Genomic DNA, 17,402 nt, shown 5'->3' with positions numbered 1-17,402 from the left:
CCGTCGTGTCTGCACCCCCTCGCACGCAGGGGCGTTTTCAGTGGGCGGAAGGAATCAGTGTGATCAACTGCAAATGCCACCACATACGCACTATCCGGTCCATTCCGGTACGGGGTGGTCCGGGCCGGCCCCGGAGGTAACAGCCATGTCCCACGTCGGCGTCCCGCGCGGGACGGTTCGAAAGCGCCGATCGCTCGCGCTCCTCACGACGGGGGTGCTCACGATCCCGGTGCTGGCGGGCTGCAGCTCCGGCAGCGAGGAGACCTCCCGGGGCGTGCCCCAGGACATCGCGCCCGCCGCCCGCGAGACGGTCGCCGACGGTTCGACGGTGAACTGGGCGGTCGACGCGCTGCCCGTCACCTTCAACGCCTTCCAGGCGGACGCGGACAGCGCCACCACCCGGATCACCGGAGCCCTGCTCCCGACCCTCTTCCCGATGGACAAAACGGGGCAGCCGAAGCTCAACCCGGACTACCTGGAGTCCGCGAAGGTCATCGAGCGCGAGCCGAAGCAGGTCGTGCTCTACAAGCTCAACCAGCAGGCCGTGTGGAGCGACGGCCGCGAGATCGGCGCCCCCGACTTCGTCGCCCAGTGGCGGGCGCTCAGCGGCAAGGACTCCGCGTTCTGGACCGCCCGCAACTCCGGTTACGAGCGGATCGAGAAGATCGAGCGGGGCGCGGACGACCTCCAGGTGCGGGTCACGTTCTCCAAGCCCTACGCGGACTGGCGCTCGCTGTTCTCGCCGCTCTACCCGAAGGAGATCACCGGCTCGCCGGACGCCTTCAACGACGGCGCGCGCACCACCCTCAAGAACACCGCCGGGCCCTTCGTCCTGCGCAGCGTCAGCAAGGCCAAGGGCGCCGTCACGCTGGCCCGCAACCCGCGCTGGTGGGGCGACAAGGCCAAGCTGGACACCCTCGTCTTCCGGGCGGTCGCCGCCAAGGACCGCACCCAGGCCCTCGCCGACGGCACGGTGGACGTCGCCGACATCGATGCCGCCACCGCCGACCGCATCACCCTCGCCCGCCGCGACCGGGGCAACAACGGCCAGCAGCCCGCCCACGGCCCGGGCTCCGAGATCACGCCCGCCGCGGCCCTGCGCTCCTGGGCCCTGGCGCACGGCTCCGACGAGGAGGCCGCCGAGATCGCGCAGGCCGCCCGGGAGAAGAACCGCAAGGCCGTCGTCGCGTACGCCTCCGAGCAGAAGGCCCTGCGCGACTTCGCCGTACGCAAGTCCCTGGAGCCCGCCTACACCCAGCTCGCGCTGAACGGCGAGTCCGGCCCGCTCGCCGACGACCGGGTCCGCCGGGCGGTGGCCCGCGCCCTGGACCGCCAGGAGCTGGCCCAGGCGGTGCTGGGGCCGCTCGGCCTTCCGGCGAAGCCGCTCGGCAGCCACCTCGCCCTCGCGGGCCAGCCCGGCTACAAGGACGGCAGCGGGGCGCTCGGCGACCAGAACACCAAGGAGGCCCAGGCCCTGCTGGCGGACGCCGGCTGGACCCGGGGCGGTGCGGCCCAGCTGCCGAAGGACACCAAGGCGGGCAGCGAGGCGGAGAAGAAGGGCGACAAGAGCGACAAGGACGCGAAGGAAGGCGCCGAGGCGGAGAAGGAGACCGCCGAGGACGCGAAGAAGGACGAGGACAAGGACGCGAAGACCGAGAAGACCGAGAAGGAGGAGAAGGAGAGCGAGAAGGAGGAGAAGGAGAGCAAGGAGGAGAAGGCCGACGAGGAGGCCGAGGACGAGAAGGGCGACAAGAAGGCCGGCCGGGCCTCCGAGGACAGCGCCGCCTCCCGCGACGAGGGCCTCTACATCGTCGGCGAGGACAACAAGCCCGGCGCCCAGGCCCCCGCCCACGCCTCCGCGACCGGCGCCTCGGGCCTCCACGTCATCGCCCCCGCCCGGACGGCCGCCGCCCAGAGCGCGGCCCTGCTCCGCCAGGCCGGTGTGCTCGGTGAGGACGGCACCGTGGCCGCCCAGGACAAGCAGCCCGGCGGCGCCGCCGGAGCGTACGCCCCCGTCGGCACCGCCGCCCCGGCGCCCGCCGCGGCCAAGGGGCAGCTCGGCAAGGACGGCAAGACGCTGACCCTGCGCTTCGTGCTCCCCTCCGGGCCGGGCTCCCAGTCGCTGCGCAGCGTCGGCGACAAGATCGCGGCGATGCTGGAGAAGATCGGCATCGGCACGGAGATCACCAAGGTGCCCGACGAGAGCTACTTCAAGGACCACATCGCCTCCGGCGAGTACGACCTGGCGCTCTACTCGTGGCCCGCCACCGCCTACCCGGCCACCGACGGGCGCCCGATCTACGCCAAGCCGGAGCCCGCCACCGACGGGTCGCTCCTCGTGGAGCAGAATTACACCCGGGTCGGCACCGACCACATCGACCAGCTCTTCGACCAGGCGGCCGCCGAGCTCGACGAGAAGGCCGCACGCGAGCTGATGAAGCAGGCGGACGCCCGGATCTGGGCCGCCGCCGGATCGATTCCGCTCTTCCAGCGCCCGCAGCTCGTCGCGGTCGACAAGAAGCTCGCGAACGTCGGGGCGTTCGGTTTCGCGGCCCCCCGGTATCAGGACATCGGGTTCAAGAAACGGCAAGCGGCAGGTTCCCCCGCAGACCGCAAGAAGTAGCGGGTAAATACCACACCCTCCCGCCGCCAAGCTCAGATGCACCTCAAAACCCTTGCCCGCCGGTTCCCCCGGCGGGCAGTGTGGTGTCTGCCCTGACCCGGGCCGTTCATCGCTTCACCGCTCCTCACCCCCCCCACATAGCTCCACCGCGGTCCCACCGCAGCTCTGCCCCCGTTCCGGCCACGTCGATGGCCCGGCGGCTCCCAAGGGCCTGGCACGGAGCCCCAGGCCCTTGACACCGGCTGAATATCGCCTGAATCACACGGGAAGACCGCCTCTGCGGAACCGCCCGGGAAGCCCGGCGGGCCCAGGGCCCGTACGATGGGACGAGCCGTGGCGTGCCGCCCGGCGGGCGTACGAGGACTCGAAGACCGACTGAGACGCCTGATCCCACGATCCGAGAGAAGCGCAAGCCACCCATGCCCACGCGCCACGACATCCGTAACGTAGCCATCGTCGCCCACGTCGACCACGGCAAGACCACGCTGGTCGACGCCATGCTCAAGCAGGCCGGAGCGTTCGCAGCCCACGCCGCCGAGCACCTCGACGACCGCATGATGGACTCGAACGACCTGGAGCGTGAGAAGGGCATCACGATCCTCGCCAAGAACACGGCGGTGAAGTACCACCCCAAGGACGGCGGGGACCCGATCACGATCAACATCATCGACACCCCCGGCCACGCCGACTTCGGCGGCGAGGTCGAGCGCGGTCTGTCGATGGTGGACGCGGTCGTGCTGCTCGTCGACGCCTCCGAGGGCCCGCTGCCCCAGACCCGCTTCGTGCTGCGCAAGGCGCTGGCCGCGAAGATGCCGGTCATCCTCTGCATCAACAAGACGGACCGTCCCGACTCCCGGATCGCCGAGGTCGTCGACGAGACGTACGACCTGTTCCTGGACCTGGACGCGGACGAGGACCAGATCGAGTTCCCGATCGTCTACGCCTGCGCCCGTGACGGCGTCGCCTCGCTGACCAAGCCCGAGGACGGCACCGTCCCGGCGGACAGCGAGAACCTGGAGCCGTTCTTCTCCACGATCCTGTCGCACGTCCCGGCCCCCGAGTTCGACGAGGACGCCCCGCTCCAGGCCCACGTCACCAACCTGGACGCCGACAACTTCCTCGGCCGTATCGCGCTCTGCCGCGTCGAGCAGGGCGAGCTGCGCAAGGGCCAGACCGTCACCTGGATCAAGCGTGACGGCACCATGTCCAACGTCCGCATCACCGAGCTGATGATGACCGAGGCGCTCACCCGCAAGCCCGCCGAGGTGGCGGGCCCCGGTGACATCTGCGCCGTCGCCGGATTCCCGGACATCATGATCGGCGAGACCCTGGCCGACCCCGAGAACCCGATCGCGCTCCCGCTGATCACGGTCGACGAGCCGGCCATCTCGATGACCATCGGCACCAACACCTCGCCGCTCGTCGGCAAGGGCGGCAAGGGCCACAAGGTCACCGCCCGCCAGGTGAAGGACCGCCTGGACCGCGAGCTGATCGGTAACGTCTCGCTCCGCGTCCTGGACACCGAGCGCCCCGACGCCTGGGAGGTCCAGGGCCGCGGTGAGCTCGCGCTCGCCATCCTGGTCGAGCAGATGCGCCGCGAGGGCTTCGAGCTGACCGTCGGCAAGCCCGAGGTCGTCACCAAGCAGATCGACGGCAAGACCCACGAGCCGATCGAGCGCATGACGATCGACTCGCCCGAGGAGCACCTCGGCGCCATCACGCAGCTCATGGCGACCCGCAAGGGCCGTATGGAGACCATGACGAACCACGGCTCCGGCTGGGTCCGCATGGAGTGGATCGTCCCGTCCCGCGGCCTCATCGGCTTCCGTACGGAGTTCCTGACGCAGACCCGCGGCACCGGCATCGCGCATTCCATCTTCGAGGGCCACGAGCCGTGGTTCGGCGACCTGCGCACCCGTCACAACGGCTCGCTGGTGGCGGACCGTTCGGGCTCCGTGACGCCGTTCGCGATGGTCAACCTCCAGGAGCGCGGTGTCATCTTCACCGAGGCCGGCACCGAGGTCTACGAGGGCATGATCGTCGGCGAGAACTCCCGCGCCGACGACATGGACGTGAACATCACCAAGGAGAAGAAGCTCACCAACATGCGTGCGGCCTCCGCGGACACCACGGAGAACGTGGTCCCGGCCCGCAAGCTGTCGCTGGAGCAGTCCCTGGAGTTCTGCCGCGAGGACGAGTGCATCGAGGTGACCCCGGAGACCGTGCGTATCCGCAAGGTCGTCCTGGACGCCAAGCAGCGTGGCCGCACGGCCTCGCGCGCCAAGCACGGCTGATACCCGGCCCCAACAGGCCCTGAGGACCGCCCGGACGCCCCTGTGGGCCTCCGGGCGGTCCTGTCTGCGTTCTCCGGGGACCGCCGGGCGCCCCGGAGCTCCCCGGGCCCCGGAGCCTCCGCCTCCCGGAGCCGTACGCTCCGTATGCGAAGACCCGCAGCGCCCTCCGAGCGCTCGTCGGACGGTCCGTCAGCACAGGCATTGACAGAAGGCCCGGCCCGCCACGGACACTGTGGTGGGCCGGGCCTCCGTCAATCGTTTTTCCTGACCGTGGTGTCCGGATATCGGGGGTCGCTCTCCGGAACATGTGTTAACAGTCCGTTTCGGGCGTGTCTGTCTGGGATCGCTTTGTCCGGATTTCGGGCACACGGGAGGGTCTGATGTTGTCAAACCGAGACCCTTTAAGTGTGGTTTACAGCCCGGCCGTACTCAATAGTTGGCTCCATTGAGCTCGGGTCAATGGGTCACGCACTGTGGGGAGTGCCGACTCACGAGCACACTCGGGGCACTGAACGATCACCGTCAGGGGTGTCGGTGAATCTCTCCAGTGCCCTTCTTGTAGTCAAAAGTGGACTCATGAGGAGGAAACCCATGCGCGGTGCCAAGAGCGCCAAGTGGGTCGCGGGAGCGGCCGTCATCGCCCTGGCCGCGACTGCCTGTGGCGGAAGCGACAGCAGCGACGAAGGCAAGAAGAACACGTCGGGCCAGCCCGCCGGTTACGTCTCGATCGACGTCGGTGAGCCCCAGAAGCCTCTGATGCCGGCCGACACGAACGAGAGCAACGGCTCCTACGTCATCCAGTCGCTGTTCACCCAGCTGCTGGACTTCGACGACAAGGGCGAGATCGTTCTCACGAACGCCGAGTCCGTCGAGACCGAGGACTCCAAGACGTGGACCGTCAAGCTCAAGGCCGGCTGGAAGTTCCACAACGGTGAGGCCGTGACCGCGCAGTCGTACATCGACGCGTGGAACTGGTACGCCAACGTCGAGAACAAGCAGCAGAACGCGTTCTGGTTCTCCGACATCAAGGGCTACGAGGACGTCCACCCCGAGAAGGGTGCGCCCAAGTCCAAGGAGATGTCCGGCCTGAAGGCCGTGGACGACACCACGTTCACGATCGAGCTGGCCAACAAGGTCCCGTACTTCAACTACAAGCTCGGTTACGCGACGTTCGCGCCGCTGCCCAAGGTCTTCTACGACGACCCGAAGGCGTTCGGCCAGAAGCCGATCGGCAACGGCCCGTACACGTTCGAGAAGTGGACCCACAAGAAGCTCATCCAGGTCAAGGCCTGGCCCGAGTACCAGGGCCCGAACAAGGCTGCCAACAAGGGCATCCAGTTCAAGAACTACTCGACCGTCGAGGCCGCGTACCAGGACGTCATCTCCGGCAACCTGGACATGATCCGTCAGGTCGGCCCGCGTGACCTCCCGAAGTACAAGACGGACCTCGGTGACGGCGCGATCGACCAGCCGTACGCGGCCATCCAGTCGCTGAACCCGGCGTTCTACTCGGACACGTTCAAGGACATCGACCCCAAGGTCCTCCAGGGTCTGTCCATGGCGATCGACCGTGACACCATCACGAAGACCGTCCTGAACGGCACGCGCATCCCGGCGACGAGCTTCACGCCGCCGCAGGTCAAGGGCAACCAGACCCTCGACTCGGACATCCTCAAGTTCAACCCGGCCAAGGCCAAGGAGCTCATCAAGGAGGGCGGCGGTGTTCCGGGGAACAAGTTCTCCATCCAGTACAACGCCGACGGTGGGCACAAGGAGTGGGTGACCGCGGTCTGCGAGTCCATCCGCAACGCCACCGGGGTCGACTGCGTGGGCGACGCCAAGCCGGACTTCCCGACCGACCTCGAAGCGCGTGACAACAACGAGGTCAAGGGCTTCTACCGCGGTGGCTGGGTGGCCGACTACCCCGTCAACGTGAACTTCCTCAAGGAGCTCTACCACTCCAAGGCGGAGTCGAACAACGGTCGGTTCGCCGACAAGGAGATCGACGAGCTGATGGCGAAGGGCGACAAGGCCGACTCCCTGGAGGAGTCCGTCGCCGCCTACCAGGAGGTCGAGAAGAAGCTGGTCGACAAGATGCCGGCCATCCCGCTCTGGTACTACGCCATCAACGGCGGCCACGGCAAGAACGTCGACAACGTCAAGGTCGACTTCCACGGTGACCTCGAACTGACCGGCGTCACCGTCAAGTAACGCCTGCGGGTCATTCCCCAACTGGCCGTCATCCGCCCGTGCTGCCCCTCAGCGCGGTCGGAGGCGCGGGGGTCGTCTCTGCGAAGAGACGGCCCCCGCGCCGCAGTTATCCCCACACGGAGGCACCCATGGGGCGCTATGTCGCACGACGACTGCTCCAGATGATCCCGGTCTTCATCGGATCGACCCTGCTGGTCTTCCTGATGATGTACGCACTGCCCGGCGACCCCGTCAGAGCGCTGGCCGGTGAGCAGCACGTAGACGCATCGCAGATCGCCGCCATGAAGGCGGACCTGGGCTTGGACAAGCCGATCTGGATGCAGTATTTGAAGTACCTGGGCGATCTGTTCCAGGGCGACCTCGGCACTCAGATCGGAACGCAGCGTCCGGTCGCCGAAGTCATTTCCGAGGCTTATCCGATCACCGTCAGACTGGCGATCTTCGCCTTCGTCTTCACGGTCGTCGCCGGGATCTCGCTCGGCATCATCGCGGGCCTGAAGGCCGAGTCCCTCCGGGACCGCGGCCTGCTCGGTCTGACGCTGGTGCTGATCTCCATGCCGTCCTTCGTGCTGGGCTTCCTCGTGCAGTACTTCTTCGCGTTCCAGATGGGCATCGCCAAGCCGAACGTGAGTCTCGAACCGACCAACGGCGAACTGATCATGCCGGCCATCGTGCTGGCGTCGCTGTCACTCGCTTATGTGGCCCGCCTCACCCGTACGTCGGTCGCCGAGAACCTGCGCGCCGACTACATGCGTACGGCTGTCGCCAAGGGCCTGCCGCGCCGCCGGATCATCGGCGTCCACCTGATGCGCAACTCGCTCATCCCGGTCGTCACCTTCCTCGGAACCGACATCGGCGCCCTGATGGGCGGCGCGATCGTGACCGAGGGCATCTTCAACATCAAGGGCGTCGGAAGCCTGGTGTTCGAGGCCCTCAAGAAGCGTGAGGGCGCCACCGTCGTCGGCGTCGTGACGCTGCTCGTCGTCGTCTATCTCGTCTGCAGCCTGCTCGTCGACCTGCTCTACGCGGTCCTGGACCCGAGGATCCGGTATGCCTGACACCACCGCACTCACCAAGAGCAGCGACGCCGTGGAAGCGCCCGTCCTGACCGATTCGGGTCCCGCACCCGGCAAGCCGCGCAGCCTCTGGTCGGATGCCTGGCACGACCTGCGCCGCAACCCGCTCTTCCTCATCTCGATGGTGCTGATCCTGCTGCTCGTCGTCATGGCGATCTTCCCGGGCCTGTTCACCAGCGCCTCGCCGAGGGACGCCAACCTGGCCGAGCACTACCTCCAGCACCCGAACTGGGGGCACTTCTTCGCCCCCGACTGGCTCGGCTACGACGGCCAGGGACGCTCCATCTACGCGCGTGTCGTCCACGGGGCCCGTGCCTCCATCACCGTCGGTGTCGTCGTGACCATCGCGGTCACCATCACCGGCCTGGCGATCGGCATGATCGCCGGCTACTTCGGCGGCTGGATCGACACGATCCTGTCCCGTGTCACCGACGTCTTCTTCGGTGTCCCCTTCATCGTCGGTGCCATGGTCATCCTGACCAGCTTCGAGCAGCGCTCGGTGTGGGTCGTGATCCTGTCCCTGGCCTTCCTCGGCTGGACCTCGATCGCCCGTGTCGCCCGTGGCTCGGTCATCACGATCAAGCAGGCCGACTACGTGGTCGCCGCCAGGGCGCTCGGCGCCTCCACCACCCGGATCCTGACGCGGCACATCCTGCCGAACGCCATCGCTCCGGTGATCGTGGTCGCCACCATCGCGCTCGGCGGCTACATCGCCGCGGAGGCCACCCTGTCGTTCCTCGGTATCGGCCTCGCCGAGCCGACGGTCTCGTGGGGCATCGACGTCTCCGCCGCGTCGGCCCAGCTGCGCAACGCCCCGTACGTTCTGATCATCCCCTCGGCGATGGTCTCGATCACGGTGCTGTCCTTCCTGATGTTCGGCGATGCGGTCCGCAACGCCCTCGACCCCAAGATGCGCTGAGGGAGGCGTTCGTGACCACCATCGACAAGACGGCTCACGTTCCCGCACCGCGGGAGTCCGTGAGTGGCGACGGTCCACTGCTCGACGTCCGTGACCTGCACGTGGAGTTCCACACCCGCGACGGTGTGGCCAAGGCGGTCAACGGTGTGAACTACACCGTCAGCGCCGGCGAGACGCTCGCGGTGCTCGGCGAGTCCGGTTCCGGCAAGTCCGTGACCGCGCAGACCATCATGGGCATCCTCGACATGCCGCCCGGGAAGATCACGCAGGGCGAGATCCTCTTCCGCGGCCAGGACATGCTGAAGATGTCCAACGAGGAGCGCCGGAAGATCCGCGGCCAGAAGATCGCGATGATCTTCCAGGACGCGCTGTCCTCGCTGAACCCTGTCCTCTCCGTCGGCTACCAGCTCGGCGAGATGTTCCGGGTGCACCAGGGCCTGTCCAGGAAGGCGGCCCGCGCCAAGTCCATCGAGCTGATGGACCAGGTCAAGATCCCGGCGGCGGCGGCCCGTATCTCGGACTTCCCGCACCAGTTCTCCGGCGGTATGCGCCAGCGCATCATGATCGCCATGGCGCTGGCCCTGGAGCCGGACCTGATCATCGCGGACGAGCCGACCACCGCGCTCGACGTGACGGTGCAGGCCCAGGTCATGGACCTGCTGGCCGAGCTCCAGCGCGAGTACAACATGGGTCTGATCCTGATCACCCACGACCTCGGCGTCGTCGCCGACGTCGCGGACAAGATCGCGGTGATGTACGCGGGCCGGATCGTGGAGACGGCCCCGGTCGGCGAGCTGTACAGCCGCCCGGCCCACCCGTACACCAAGGGGCTGCTGGACTCGATCCCGCGCCTGGACCAGAAGGGCCAGGAGCTCTACGCGATCAAGGGCCTGCCGCCCAACCTCACGCGTATCCCCGCGGGCTGTGCCTTCAGCCCGCGCTGCCCCAAGGCACAGGACATCTGCCGTACCGAGATTCCGCCGCTCGTCCCGGTGACCGAGCAGGACGGCCTCGAGCTGGTCGGCCGCGGCAGCGCGTGCCACTTCTGGAAGGAGACGATCCATGGCTGAGCTCAAGAAGGAGCCCGTGGACGCCACCCCGAACGTCTCCGACGTGGAGACCGCGGACGCCGCGACCGAGGCGGCGGCCGTGGCCGCCCTCGACAAGCCCGGCGGCCGGGGCGAGCCCATCCTCCAGGTGCGCAACCTCGTCAAGCACTTCCCGCTGACCCAGGGCATCCTGTTCAAGAAGAAGATCGGCGCCGTCAAGGCCGTCGACGGGATCTCCTTCGACCTGTACGCCGGTGAGACCCTGGGCATCGTGGGCGAGTCCGGCTGTGGCAAGTCCACGGTCGCCCGGCTTCTGATGACGCTGGAGCGGGCCACCGCCGGCGAGGTCTTCTACAAGGGCCAGGACATCACCAAGCTGTCCGGCCGGGCGCTGAAGGCGGTCCGCCGCAACATCCAGATGGTGTTCCAGGACCCGTACACCTCGCTGAACCCGCGGATGACGGTCGGCGACATCATCGGGGAGACCTTCGAGATCCACCCCGAGGTGGCCCCGAAGGGCGACCGGCGCCGCCGCGTCCAGGAGCTCCTGGACGTCGTGGGTCTGAACCCGGAGTACATCAACCGGTACCCGCACCAGTTCTCCGGCGGTCAGCGCCAGCGCATCGGCATCGCCCGCGGCCTCGCGCTCAACCCGGAGATCATCATCTGCGACGAGCCGGTCTCCGCGCTCGACGTGTCGGTGCAGGCCCAGGTCATCAACCTGATGGAGAAGCTCCAGGACGAGTTCAACCTGTCCTACCTCTTCATCGCGCACGACCTGTCCATCGTCCGGCACATCTCCGACCGGGTCGGCGTGATGTACCTCGGCAAGATGGCCGAGATCGGCACGGACACGCAGATCTACGACCACCCGACGCACCCCTACACCCAGGCGCTGCTGTCGGCGGTCCCGGTCCCGGACCCGGCGGCCCGTGAGGAGCGCGACCGGATCATCCTCACCGGTGACGTTCCGTCACCCGCGAACCCGCCCTCGGGCTGCCGCTTCCGCACCCGGTGCTGGAAGGCGGAGGAGCGCTGCGCGACGGAGGAGCCCCTGCTGGCGATACCCGAGCGCTTCGTCGCGGGCGCTACGCCCGCCACGCACGAGTCGGCGTGCCACTTCGCCGAGGAGCGGGACGTCGTGCACGCGGCGTGACCGTATCCGGTTCCTGAACGGCAGATGCCCGGTCCCCCTCGGGGGACCGGGCATCGTCGCGTCCGCCCCCGGCTCCTGCCCGTACGGGGTAAGCCCGCATGCGATACGTGGCGTTATGAGGTGATATGAGGCATTGAGCTACTCGATGACTCTAGGAGGCACTTCATGCGCGGAGCCACACAGGTCAGGTGGGCCGCATGTGCGGTGGCCGTCGCCCTGGCAGCGACGGCCTGCGGCGGCGGTGACGGTGACGGCGGCGGCAGCGGTGGCGCCGACGGCATCGTCAGCTCCTCCTGGGGAGACCCGCAGAACCCGCTGGAGCCCGCCAACACCAACGAGGTCCAGGGCGGCAAGGTCCTCGACATGGTCTTCCGCGGACTGATCCGCTACGACCCGAAGACCGGCGAGGCCCAGAACATGGTCGCCGAGTCGATCGACACGACGGACTCCCAGAACTTCACGATCAAGCTGAAGGACGGCTGGACCTTCTCCAACGGAGAGAAGGTCACCGCCAAGTCCTTCGTCGACGCCTGGAACTACGGCGCCGCGCTGAAGAACAACCAGAAGAACGCCTACTTCTTCCAGTACATCGAGGGCTACGACAAGGTCCACCCGGAGACCGGATCCGCCTCCGCCCAGACCCTGTCCGGCCTGAAGGTCGTCGACGACCTGACCTTCACCGCCAAGCTCACCCAGAAGTTCTCCCTGTGGCCCGACACCCTCGGCTACTCCGCCTTCGTCCCGCTGCCCAAGGCGTTCTACGACGACCACGACGCCTGGCTCTCCAAGCCCGTCGGGAACGGCCCGTACACCATCGAGTCGTACGCCAAGGGCTCCTCGATGAACCTGCGCAAGTGGGACGACTACCCGGGCGACGACAAGGCGAAGAACGGCGGCGTCGACCTCAAGGTCTTCACCGACAACAACACCGCCTACACCGACCTGACGGCGGGCAACCTCGACCTCGTCGACGACGTGCCCGCCTCCCAGCTCCGTAACGTCGAGGCGGACCTGGGCGACCGGTACATCAACACCCCCGCCGGCATCATCCAGACCCTGGCCTTCCCCTTCTACGAGGAGGAGTGGGACACCGACGACGCCCGCAAGGTCCGCCAGGGCCTGTCGATGGCGATCAACCGGCCGCAGATCACCGACCAGATCTTCCAGAAGACCCGCACCCCCGCGTCCGACTGGACCTCTCCGGTCCTCGGCGAGGACGGCGGCTTCAAGGAAGGGCTCTGCGGCAAGGAGTGCACGTACAACAAGGCCGAGGCCAAGAAGCTGATCGACGAGGGCGGCGGCATCCCCGGCGGCCAGCTGAAGATCTCGTACAACGCGGACACCGGCTCCCACAAGGAATGGGTCGACGCCGTCTGCAACAGCATCAACAACGTCATGGGCGACAACAAGGCCTGCGTCGGCGGCCCCGTCGGCACCTTCGCCGACTTCCGCGCCCAGGTCTCCACCCAGAAGCTCACCAGCGCCTGGCGCGCGGGCTGGCAGATGGACTACCCGCTGATCCAGAACTTCCTCCAGCCGCTCTACTACACCAACGCCCCGTCCAACGACGGCAAGTGGAGCAACGAGCAGTTCGACGACCTGGTCGACAAGGCCAACGCCGAGAGCGACAAGGCGAAGGCCGTCACCACCTTCCAGGACGCGGAGAAGATCCTCGTCACGGAGATGCCGGTCATCCCGCTCTGGTACCAGAACGGCAGCGCCGGCTACTCGGACCGGGTCGACAACGTCGCGCTGAACCCGTTCAGCGTCCCGGTCTACGAAGAGATCACCGTCAAGTGACGCGCTGAGCGACGCGGACGGCCGGGACGCCCGACACACCGGCGCCCCGGCCGTCCGCGCTCCTCGTGCCCGTCCGCGCTCCACCTGTCCGGTACTGCTCTCCCGACCCCCGGAGCCCCTCATGGGACGTTATGTGATCCGGCGGCTGCTGCAGATGATCCCCGTCTTCTTCGGCACCACGCTGTTGATCTTCCTCATGGTGAACGTGATGGGCGACCCCATCGCGGGTCTCTGCGGCGACCGCCAGTGCGATCCGGCCACCGCCGCCCAGCTGCGCTCCGAGTTCGGCCTCGACAAGCCGGTCTGGCAGCAATACCTCACGTACATGGGCAACGTCTTCACCGGCGACTTCGGCACCGCGTTCAACGGGCAGAAGGTCACCGAGCTGATGGCGACCGCCTTCCCCATCACGATCCGGCTCACGATCGTCGCGGTCGTCTTCGAGGTCGTCATCGGCATCAGCCTCGGCGTCGTCACCGGCCTGCGGCGCGGCCGCCCCGTCGACACCACCGTCCTCATCCTGACGCTGGTCGTCATCGCCGTCCCGACCTTCGTCACCGGCCTGCTGCTCCAGCTCCTCCTGGGCGTCAAGTGGGGCATCATCAAGCCCTCGGTCTCCGCCGACCCCACCTTCGACGAACTCCTCGTCCCCGGGCTGGTCCTCGCCTCGGTCTCGCTCGCCTACGTCACCCGGCTCACCCGGACCTCGATCGCCGAGAACGCCCGCGCCGACTACGTACGCACCGCCGTCGCCAAGGGCCTGCCCCGCCGCCGCGTCGTCGTACGGCACCTGCTGCGCAACTCGCTGATCCCCGTCGTCACCTTCATCGGCACCGACGTCGGCGCGCTGATGGGCGGGGCCATCGTCACCGAGCGGATCTTCAACATCCACGGCGTCGGCTACCAGCTCTACCAGGGCATCCTGCGGCAGAACTCACAGACCGTCGTCGGCTTCGTCACGATCCTCGTCCTCGTCTTCCTGGCCGCCAACCTGATCGTCGACCTCCTGTACGCCGTACTCGACCCGAGGATCCGCTATGCCTGAGCCGCAGACCCCGGACGAAGCGATCTCCCAGGCGGGCGCCGGAGGCGCGACGGACCTCGCCATGGAGGAGGGCACCAGCCTGGAGAAGACGCCGGGCGGCCCCGACGGCACCGGACCGGCCGGAAAGCCGCGCAGCCTCTGGTCGGACGCCTGGCGCGACCTGCGCCGCAACCCGGTCTTCATCATCTCCGCGCTGGTCATCCTCTTCCTGGTGATCATCTCGATCTGGCCCTCGCTCATCGCGAGCGGCGACCCCCTCCAGGCCGACCTGGACGACGCCCAGAAGGGCTCCGAACCAGGCCACCCCTTCGGCTTCGACCCGCAGGGCCGCGATGTGTACACCCGGGTCGTCTACGGCACCCGGACCTCGGTCACCGTCGGCGTCTGCGCCACCGTCGGCGTCGCGATCCTCGGCAGCGTCTTCGGCGGACTCGCGGGCTTCTTCGGCGGCTGGTGGGACGCCGTCCTCTCCCGCCTCACCGACGTCTTCTTCGGCATCCCCGTCGTCCTCGGCGGCCTGGTCTTCCTGTCCGTCGTCACCAGCTCCACCGTCTGGCCCGTCGTCGGCTTCATCGTCCTGCTCGGCTGGCCGCAGATCGCCCGCATCGCCCGCGGCTCGGTCATCACCGCCAAACAGAACGACTACGTCCAGGCGGCCCGCGCGCTGGGCGCCTCCAACTCCCGGATGATGCTGCGCCACATCGCCCCGAACGCCATCGCCCCGGTCATCGTCGTGGCGACCATCGCGCTCGGCACGTACATCTCGCTGGAGGCGACCCTCTCCTTCCTCGGCGTCGGACTGAAGGACCCGGCCGTCTCCTGGGGAATCGACATCTCCGCGGCCGCCAACTACATCCGCAACGCTCCGCACATGCTGCTCTGGCCCGCCGGAGCGCTGGCGGTCACCGTGCTCGCGTTCATCATGCTCGGCGACGCGGTGCGCGACGCCCTCGACCCCAAGCTGCGCTGAGGAGCCGGTTGCCATGTTGCTCGAAGTGCGCGATCTGCACGTGGAGTTCCACACCCGCGAAGGCGTCGCCAAGGCCGTCAACGGAGTCAACTACTCGGTGGCCGAGGGCGAGACGCTCGCCGTCCTCGGCGAATCCGGCTCCGGCAAGTCCGTCACCGCCCAGGCCGTCATGGGCATTCTCGACATGCCGCCCGGGAGGATCGCCGGCGGCGAGATCCTCTTCAAGGACCAGGACCTGCTGAAGCTCAAGCCGGAGGAGCGGCGCAAGATCCGCGGCCAGGAGATGGCCATGATCTTCCAGGACGCCCTGTCCTCGCTGAACCCGGTCCTCACCGTCGGCGAGCAGCTCGGCGAGATGTTCGTCGTGCACCGCGGCATGTCCCGCAAGGACGCCAGGGCCAAGTCGGTCGAGCTGATGGACCGGGTCCGCATCCCCGCCGCGAAGGAACGCGTCGGCCAGTACCCGCACCAGTTCTCCGGCGGTATGCGCCAGCGCATCATGATCGCCATGGCGATGGCCCTGGAACCGTCGCTGATCATCGCCGACGAACCGACCACCGCCCTCGACGTCACCGTCCAGGCCCAGGTCATGGACCTCCTCGCCGAGCTCCAGCGCGAGCTGAACATGGGCCTCATCCTGATCACCCACGACCTCGGCGTGGTCGCCGACGTCGCCGACAAGATCGCCGTGATGTACGCGGGCCGCATCGTCGAGACCGCCCCCGTCCACGAGATCTACAGGGCCCCGGCCCACCCGTACACCAAGGGCCTCCTCCAGTCGATCCCGCGCCTGGACCAGAAGGGCCAGGAGCTCTACGCGATCAAGGGCCTGCCGCCCAACCTCACGCGTATCCCGCCGGGCTGCGCCTTCAACCCCCGCTGCCCGATGGCCCAGGACGTGTGCCGCAGCGATGTGCCGCCGCTCTACGAGGTGGACGAGCAGCGCCGGAGCGCCTGCCACTTCTGGAAGGAGACGCTCGATGCACGCTGACCGCGACGAGAATGCGGGGACCGGCGCTGGCGCGGCCGGCTCCACGCTGCTCTCCAAGGCCCGCGAGGACGCCGTCACGCCGTACACGGAGGGCGACCCGATCCTCCAGGTCCGCGACCTGGCCAAGCACTACCCGCTCACCCAGGGCATCCTCTTCAAGCGGCAGATCGGCGCGGTCCGGGCCGTCGACGGCGTCGACTTCGACCTGTACGCGGGCGAGACGCTGGGCATCGTGGGGGAGTCGGGCTGCGGGAAGTCGACCGTCGCCAAGATGCTCGTCCACCTGGAACGCCCCACCGCCGGTGCGATCCGCTACAAGGGCGAGGACGTCTCCAAGCTGTCCGGCCGGGCCCTGAAGGCGGTGCGCCGCAACATCCAGATGGTGTTCCAGGACCCGTACACCTCGCTGAACCCGCGGATGACGGTCGGCGACATCATCGGCGAGCCGTACGAGATCCACCCCGAGGTCGCCCCGAAGGGCAGCCGCCGCCAGAAGGTGCAGGACCTGCTGGACGTCGTCGGCCTCAACCCGGAGTACATCAACCGCTATCCGCACCAGTTCTCCGGCGGCCAGCGCCAGCGCATCGGCATCGCCCGCGGCCTCGCGCTCAACCCGGAGATCATCGTCGCCGACGAACCCGTCTCCGCGCTCGACGTCTCCGTACAGGCCCAGGTCGTCAACCTGCTGGACCGGCTCCAGGCCGAGTTCAGCCTCAGCTTCGTCTTCATCGCCCACGACCTCTCGATCGTCCGGCACATCTCCGACCGGGTCGGCGTGATGTACCTCGGCCGGATCGTGGAGATCGGCTCCGACGCGGAGATCTACGACCACCCCACCCACCCGTACACCCAGGCGCTGCTCTCCGCCGTGCCCGTGCCGGACCCGACGGCCCGCGAGCACCGGGAACGGATCATCCTGCACGGCGACGTCCCCTCGCCCGCCAACATCCCCTCGGGCTGCCGCTTCCGCACCCGCTGCTGGAAGGCGCAGGAGCGGTGCGAACTGGAGGTCCCGCTGCTGGCGATCCCGGCGGAGTTCCGGCTCGCCGACACCCCGGCGCGTCACGACTCCGCGTGCCACTTCGCGGAGGAGAAGCATGTGGTGCCGACGGAGGCCGAGTCGGAGATCCCGGGGCCGGACCCCCTGGGCCCCTCGGGCACTCCGGGCGGGCCGGGCCCCGCGGGCTCCTCGGGCGGGCCGGGTGAGGCGCCGGAGTCCGGGGAGCCCGGGGGGTCTTCGCAGCGCTGAGCGGGGCCGAGGGCCGAGG

12 protein-coding genes are annotated in these 17,402 nt (G+C 68.2%); all 12 read left to right on the top strand.

Annotated features, from left to right (window positions below):
* Positions 1–145 precede the first annotated feature (145 nt).
* The gene (locus tag AC0VY3_RS28955; RefSeq protein WP_475550939.1) at positions 146–2,623 is read left to right on the top strand and encodes an ABC transporter family substrate-binding protein; all 2,478 of its coding nucleotides are present in this window, start codon (positions 146–148) and stop codon (positions 2,621–2,623) included.
* A 419-nt stretch (positions 2,624–3,042) separates the two neighbouring features.
* A complete protein-coding gene (gene typA, locus AC0VY3_RS28950) occupies positions 3,043–4,917 on the top strand; it encodes a translational GTPase TypA (RefSeq protein WP_103512104.1) in 1,875 nt (624 codons plus the stop codon).
* 591 nt (positions 4,918–5,508) lie between these two features.
* Entirely contained in the window at positions 5,509–7,128 is a 1,620-nt protein-coding gene (locus AC0VY3_RS28945) for a peptide ABC transporter substrate-binding protein (protein ID WP_103512105.1), read from the top strand.
* A gap of 128 nt (positions 7,129–7,256) precedes the next feature.
* Positions 7,257–8,186: an ABC transporter permease gene (locus AC0VY3_RS28940; RefSeq protein ID WP_103512106.1), complete on the top strand. Its 930-nt coding sequence runs from the start codon at positions 7,257–7,259 to the stop codon at positions 8,184–8,186.
* A complete protein-coding gene (locus tag AC0VY3_RS28935) occupies positions 8,179–9,123 on the top strand; it encodes an ABC transporter permease (protein ID WP_103512107.1) in 945 nt (314 codons plus the stop codon). Before AC0VY3_RS28940 ends, AC0VY3_RS28935 begins: the two co-directional genes overlap by 8 nt.
* An 11-nt stretch (positions 9,124–9,134) precedes the next feature.
* Positions 9,135–10,193, top strand: coding sequence for an ABC transporter ATP-binding protein (locus tag AC0VY3_RS28930; protein WP_475550938.1), 1,059 nt, complete (start codon positions 9,135–9,137; stop codon positions 10,191–10,193).
* Positions 10,186–11,328, top strand: coding sequence for an ABC transporter ATP-binding protein (locus AC0VY3_RS28925; RefSeq protein WP_103512109.1), 1,143 nt, complete (start codon positions 10,186–10,188; stop codon positions 11,326–11,328). The genes AC0VY3_RS28930 and AC0VY3_RS28925 overlap by 8 nt, the downstream gene beginning before the upstream one ends.
* A gap of 165 nt (positions 11,329–11,493) precedes the next feature.
* Positions 11,494–13,128, top strand: a complete 1,635-nt coding sequence (locus AC0VY3_RS28920; protein ID WP_103512110.1) for a peptide ABC transporter substrate-binding protein — start codon at positions 11,494–11,496, stop codon at positions 13,126–13,128.
* A 121-nt stretch (positions 13,129–13,249) separates the two neighbouring features.
* Positions 13,250–14,173 (top strand): ABC transporter permease, encoded by a 924-nt coding sequence (locus tag AC0VY3_RS28915; RefSeq protein WP_030082826.1) that lies wholly within the window; start codon positions 13,250–13,252, stop codon positions 14,171–14,173.
* On the top strand, positions 14,166–15,143 hold the full coding sequence (locus tag AC0VY3_RS28910) for an ABC transporter permease (protein WP_103512111.1): 978 nt from the start codon (positions 14,166–14,168) through the stop codon (positions 15,141–15,143). The genes AC0VY3_RS28915 and AC0VY3_RS28910 overlap by 8 nt, the downstream gene beginning before the upstream one ends.
* 13 nt (positions 15,144–15,156) lie before the next feature.
* On the top strand, positions 15,157–16,134 hold the full coding sequence (locus AC0VY3_RS28905; RefSeq protein ID WP_103512112.1) for an ABC transporter ATP-binding protein: 978 nt from the start codon (positions 15,157–15,159) through the stop codon (positions 16,132–16,134).
* Positions 16,124–17,383, top strand: coding sequence for an ABC transporter ATP-binding protein (locus AC0VY3_RS28900; RefSeq protein WP_475550937.1), 1,260 nt, complete (start codon positions 16,124–16,126; stop codon positions 17,381–17,383). Before AC0VY3_RS28905 ends, AC0VY3_RS28900 begins: the two co-directional genes overlap by 11 nt.
* Positions 17,384–17,402 lie beyond the last annotated feature (19 nt).

It is taken from the genome of Streptomyces sp. iso_384, from assembly GCF_056172905.1.
The sequence above is the reverse complement of the archived record's forward strand: the minus strand, read 5'-3'. Positions and strand labels throughout refer to the sequence as shown.

Coding starts and splice junctions, on each gene's coding strand:
- AC0VY3_RS28900 (WP_475550937.1), top strand. CDS start 16,124: ATGCACGCTGACCGCGACGAGAATGCGGGGACCGGCGCTGGCGCGGCC.
- AC0VY3_RS28955 (WP_475550939.1), top strand. CDS start 146: ATGTCCCACGTCGGCGTCCCGCGCGGGACGGTTCGAAAGCGCCGATCG.
- AC0VY3_RS28945 (WP_103512105.1), top strand. CDS start 5,509: ATGCGCGGTGCCAAGAGCGCCAAGTGGGTCGCGGGAGCGGCCGTCATC.
- AC0VY3_RS28935 (WP_103512107.1), top strand. CDS start 8,179: ATGCCTGACACCACCGCACTCACCAAGAGCAGCGACGCCGTGGAAGCG.
- AC0VY3_RS28940 (WP_103512106.1), top strand. CDS start 7,257: ATGGGGCGCTATGTCGCACGACGACTGCTCCAGATGATCCCGGTCTTC.
- typA (WP_103512104.1), top strand. CDS start 3,043: ATGCCCACGCGCCACGACATCCGTAACGTAGCCATCGTCGCCCACGTC.
- AC0VY3_RS28910 (WP_103512111.1), top strand. CDS start 14,166: ATGCCTGAGCCGCAGACCCCGGACGAAGCGATCTCCCAGGCGGGCGCC.
- AC0VY3_RS28920 (WP_103512110.1), top strand. CDS start 11,494: ATGCGCGGAGCCACACAGGTCAGGTGGGCCGCATGTGCGGTGGCCGTC.
- AC0VY3_RS28905 (WP_103512112.1), top strand. CDS start 15,157: ATGTTGCTCGAAGTGCGCGATCTGCACGTGGAGTTCCACACCCGCGAA.
- AC0VY3_RS28925 (WP_103512109.1), top strand. CDS start 10,186: ATGGCTGAGCTCAAGAAGGAGCCCGTGGACGCCACCCCGAACGTCTCC.
- AC0VY3_RS28915 (WP_030082826.1), top strand. CDS start 13,250: ATGGGACGTTATGTGATCCGGCGGCTGCTGCAGATGATCCCCGTCTTC.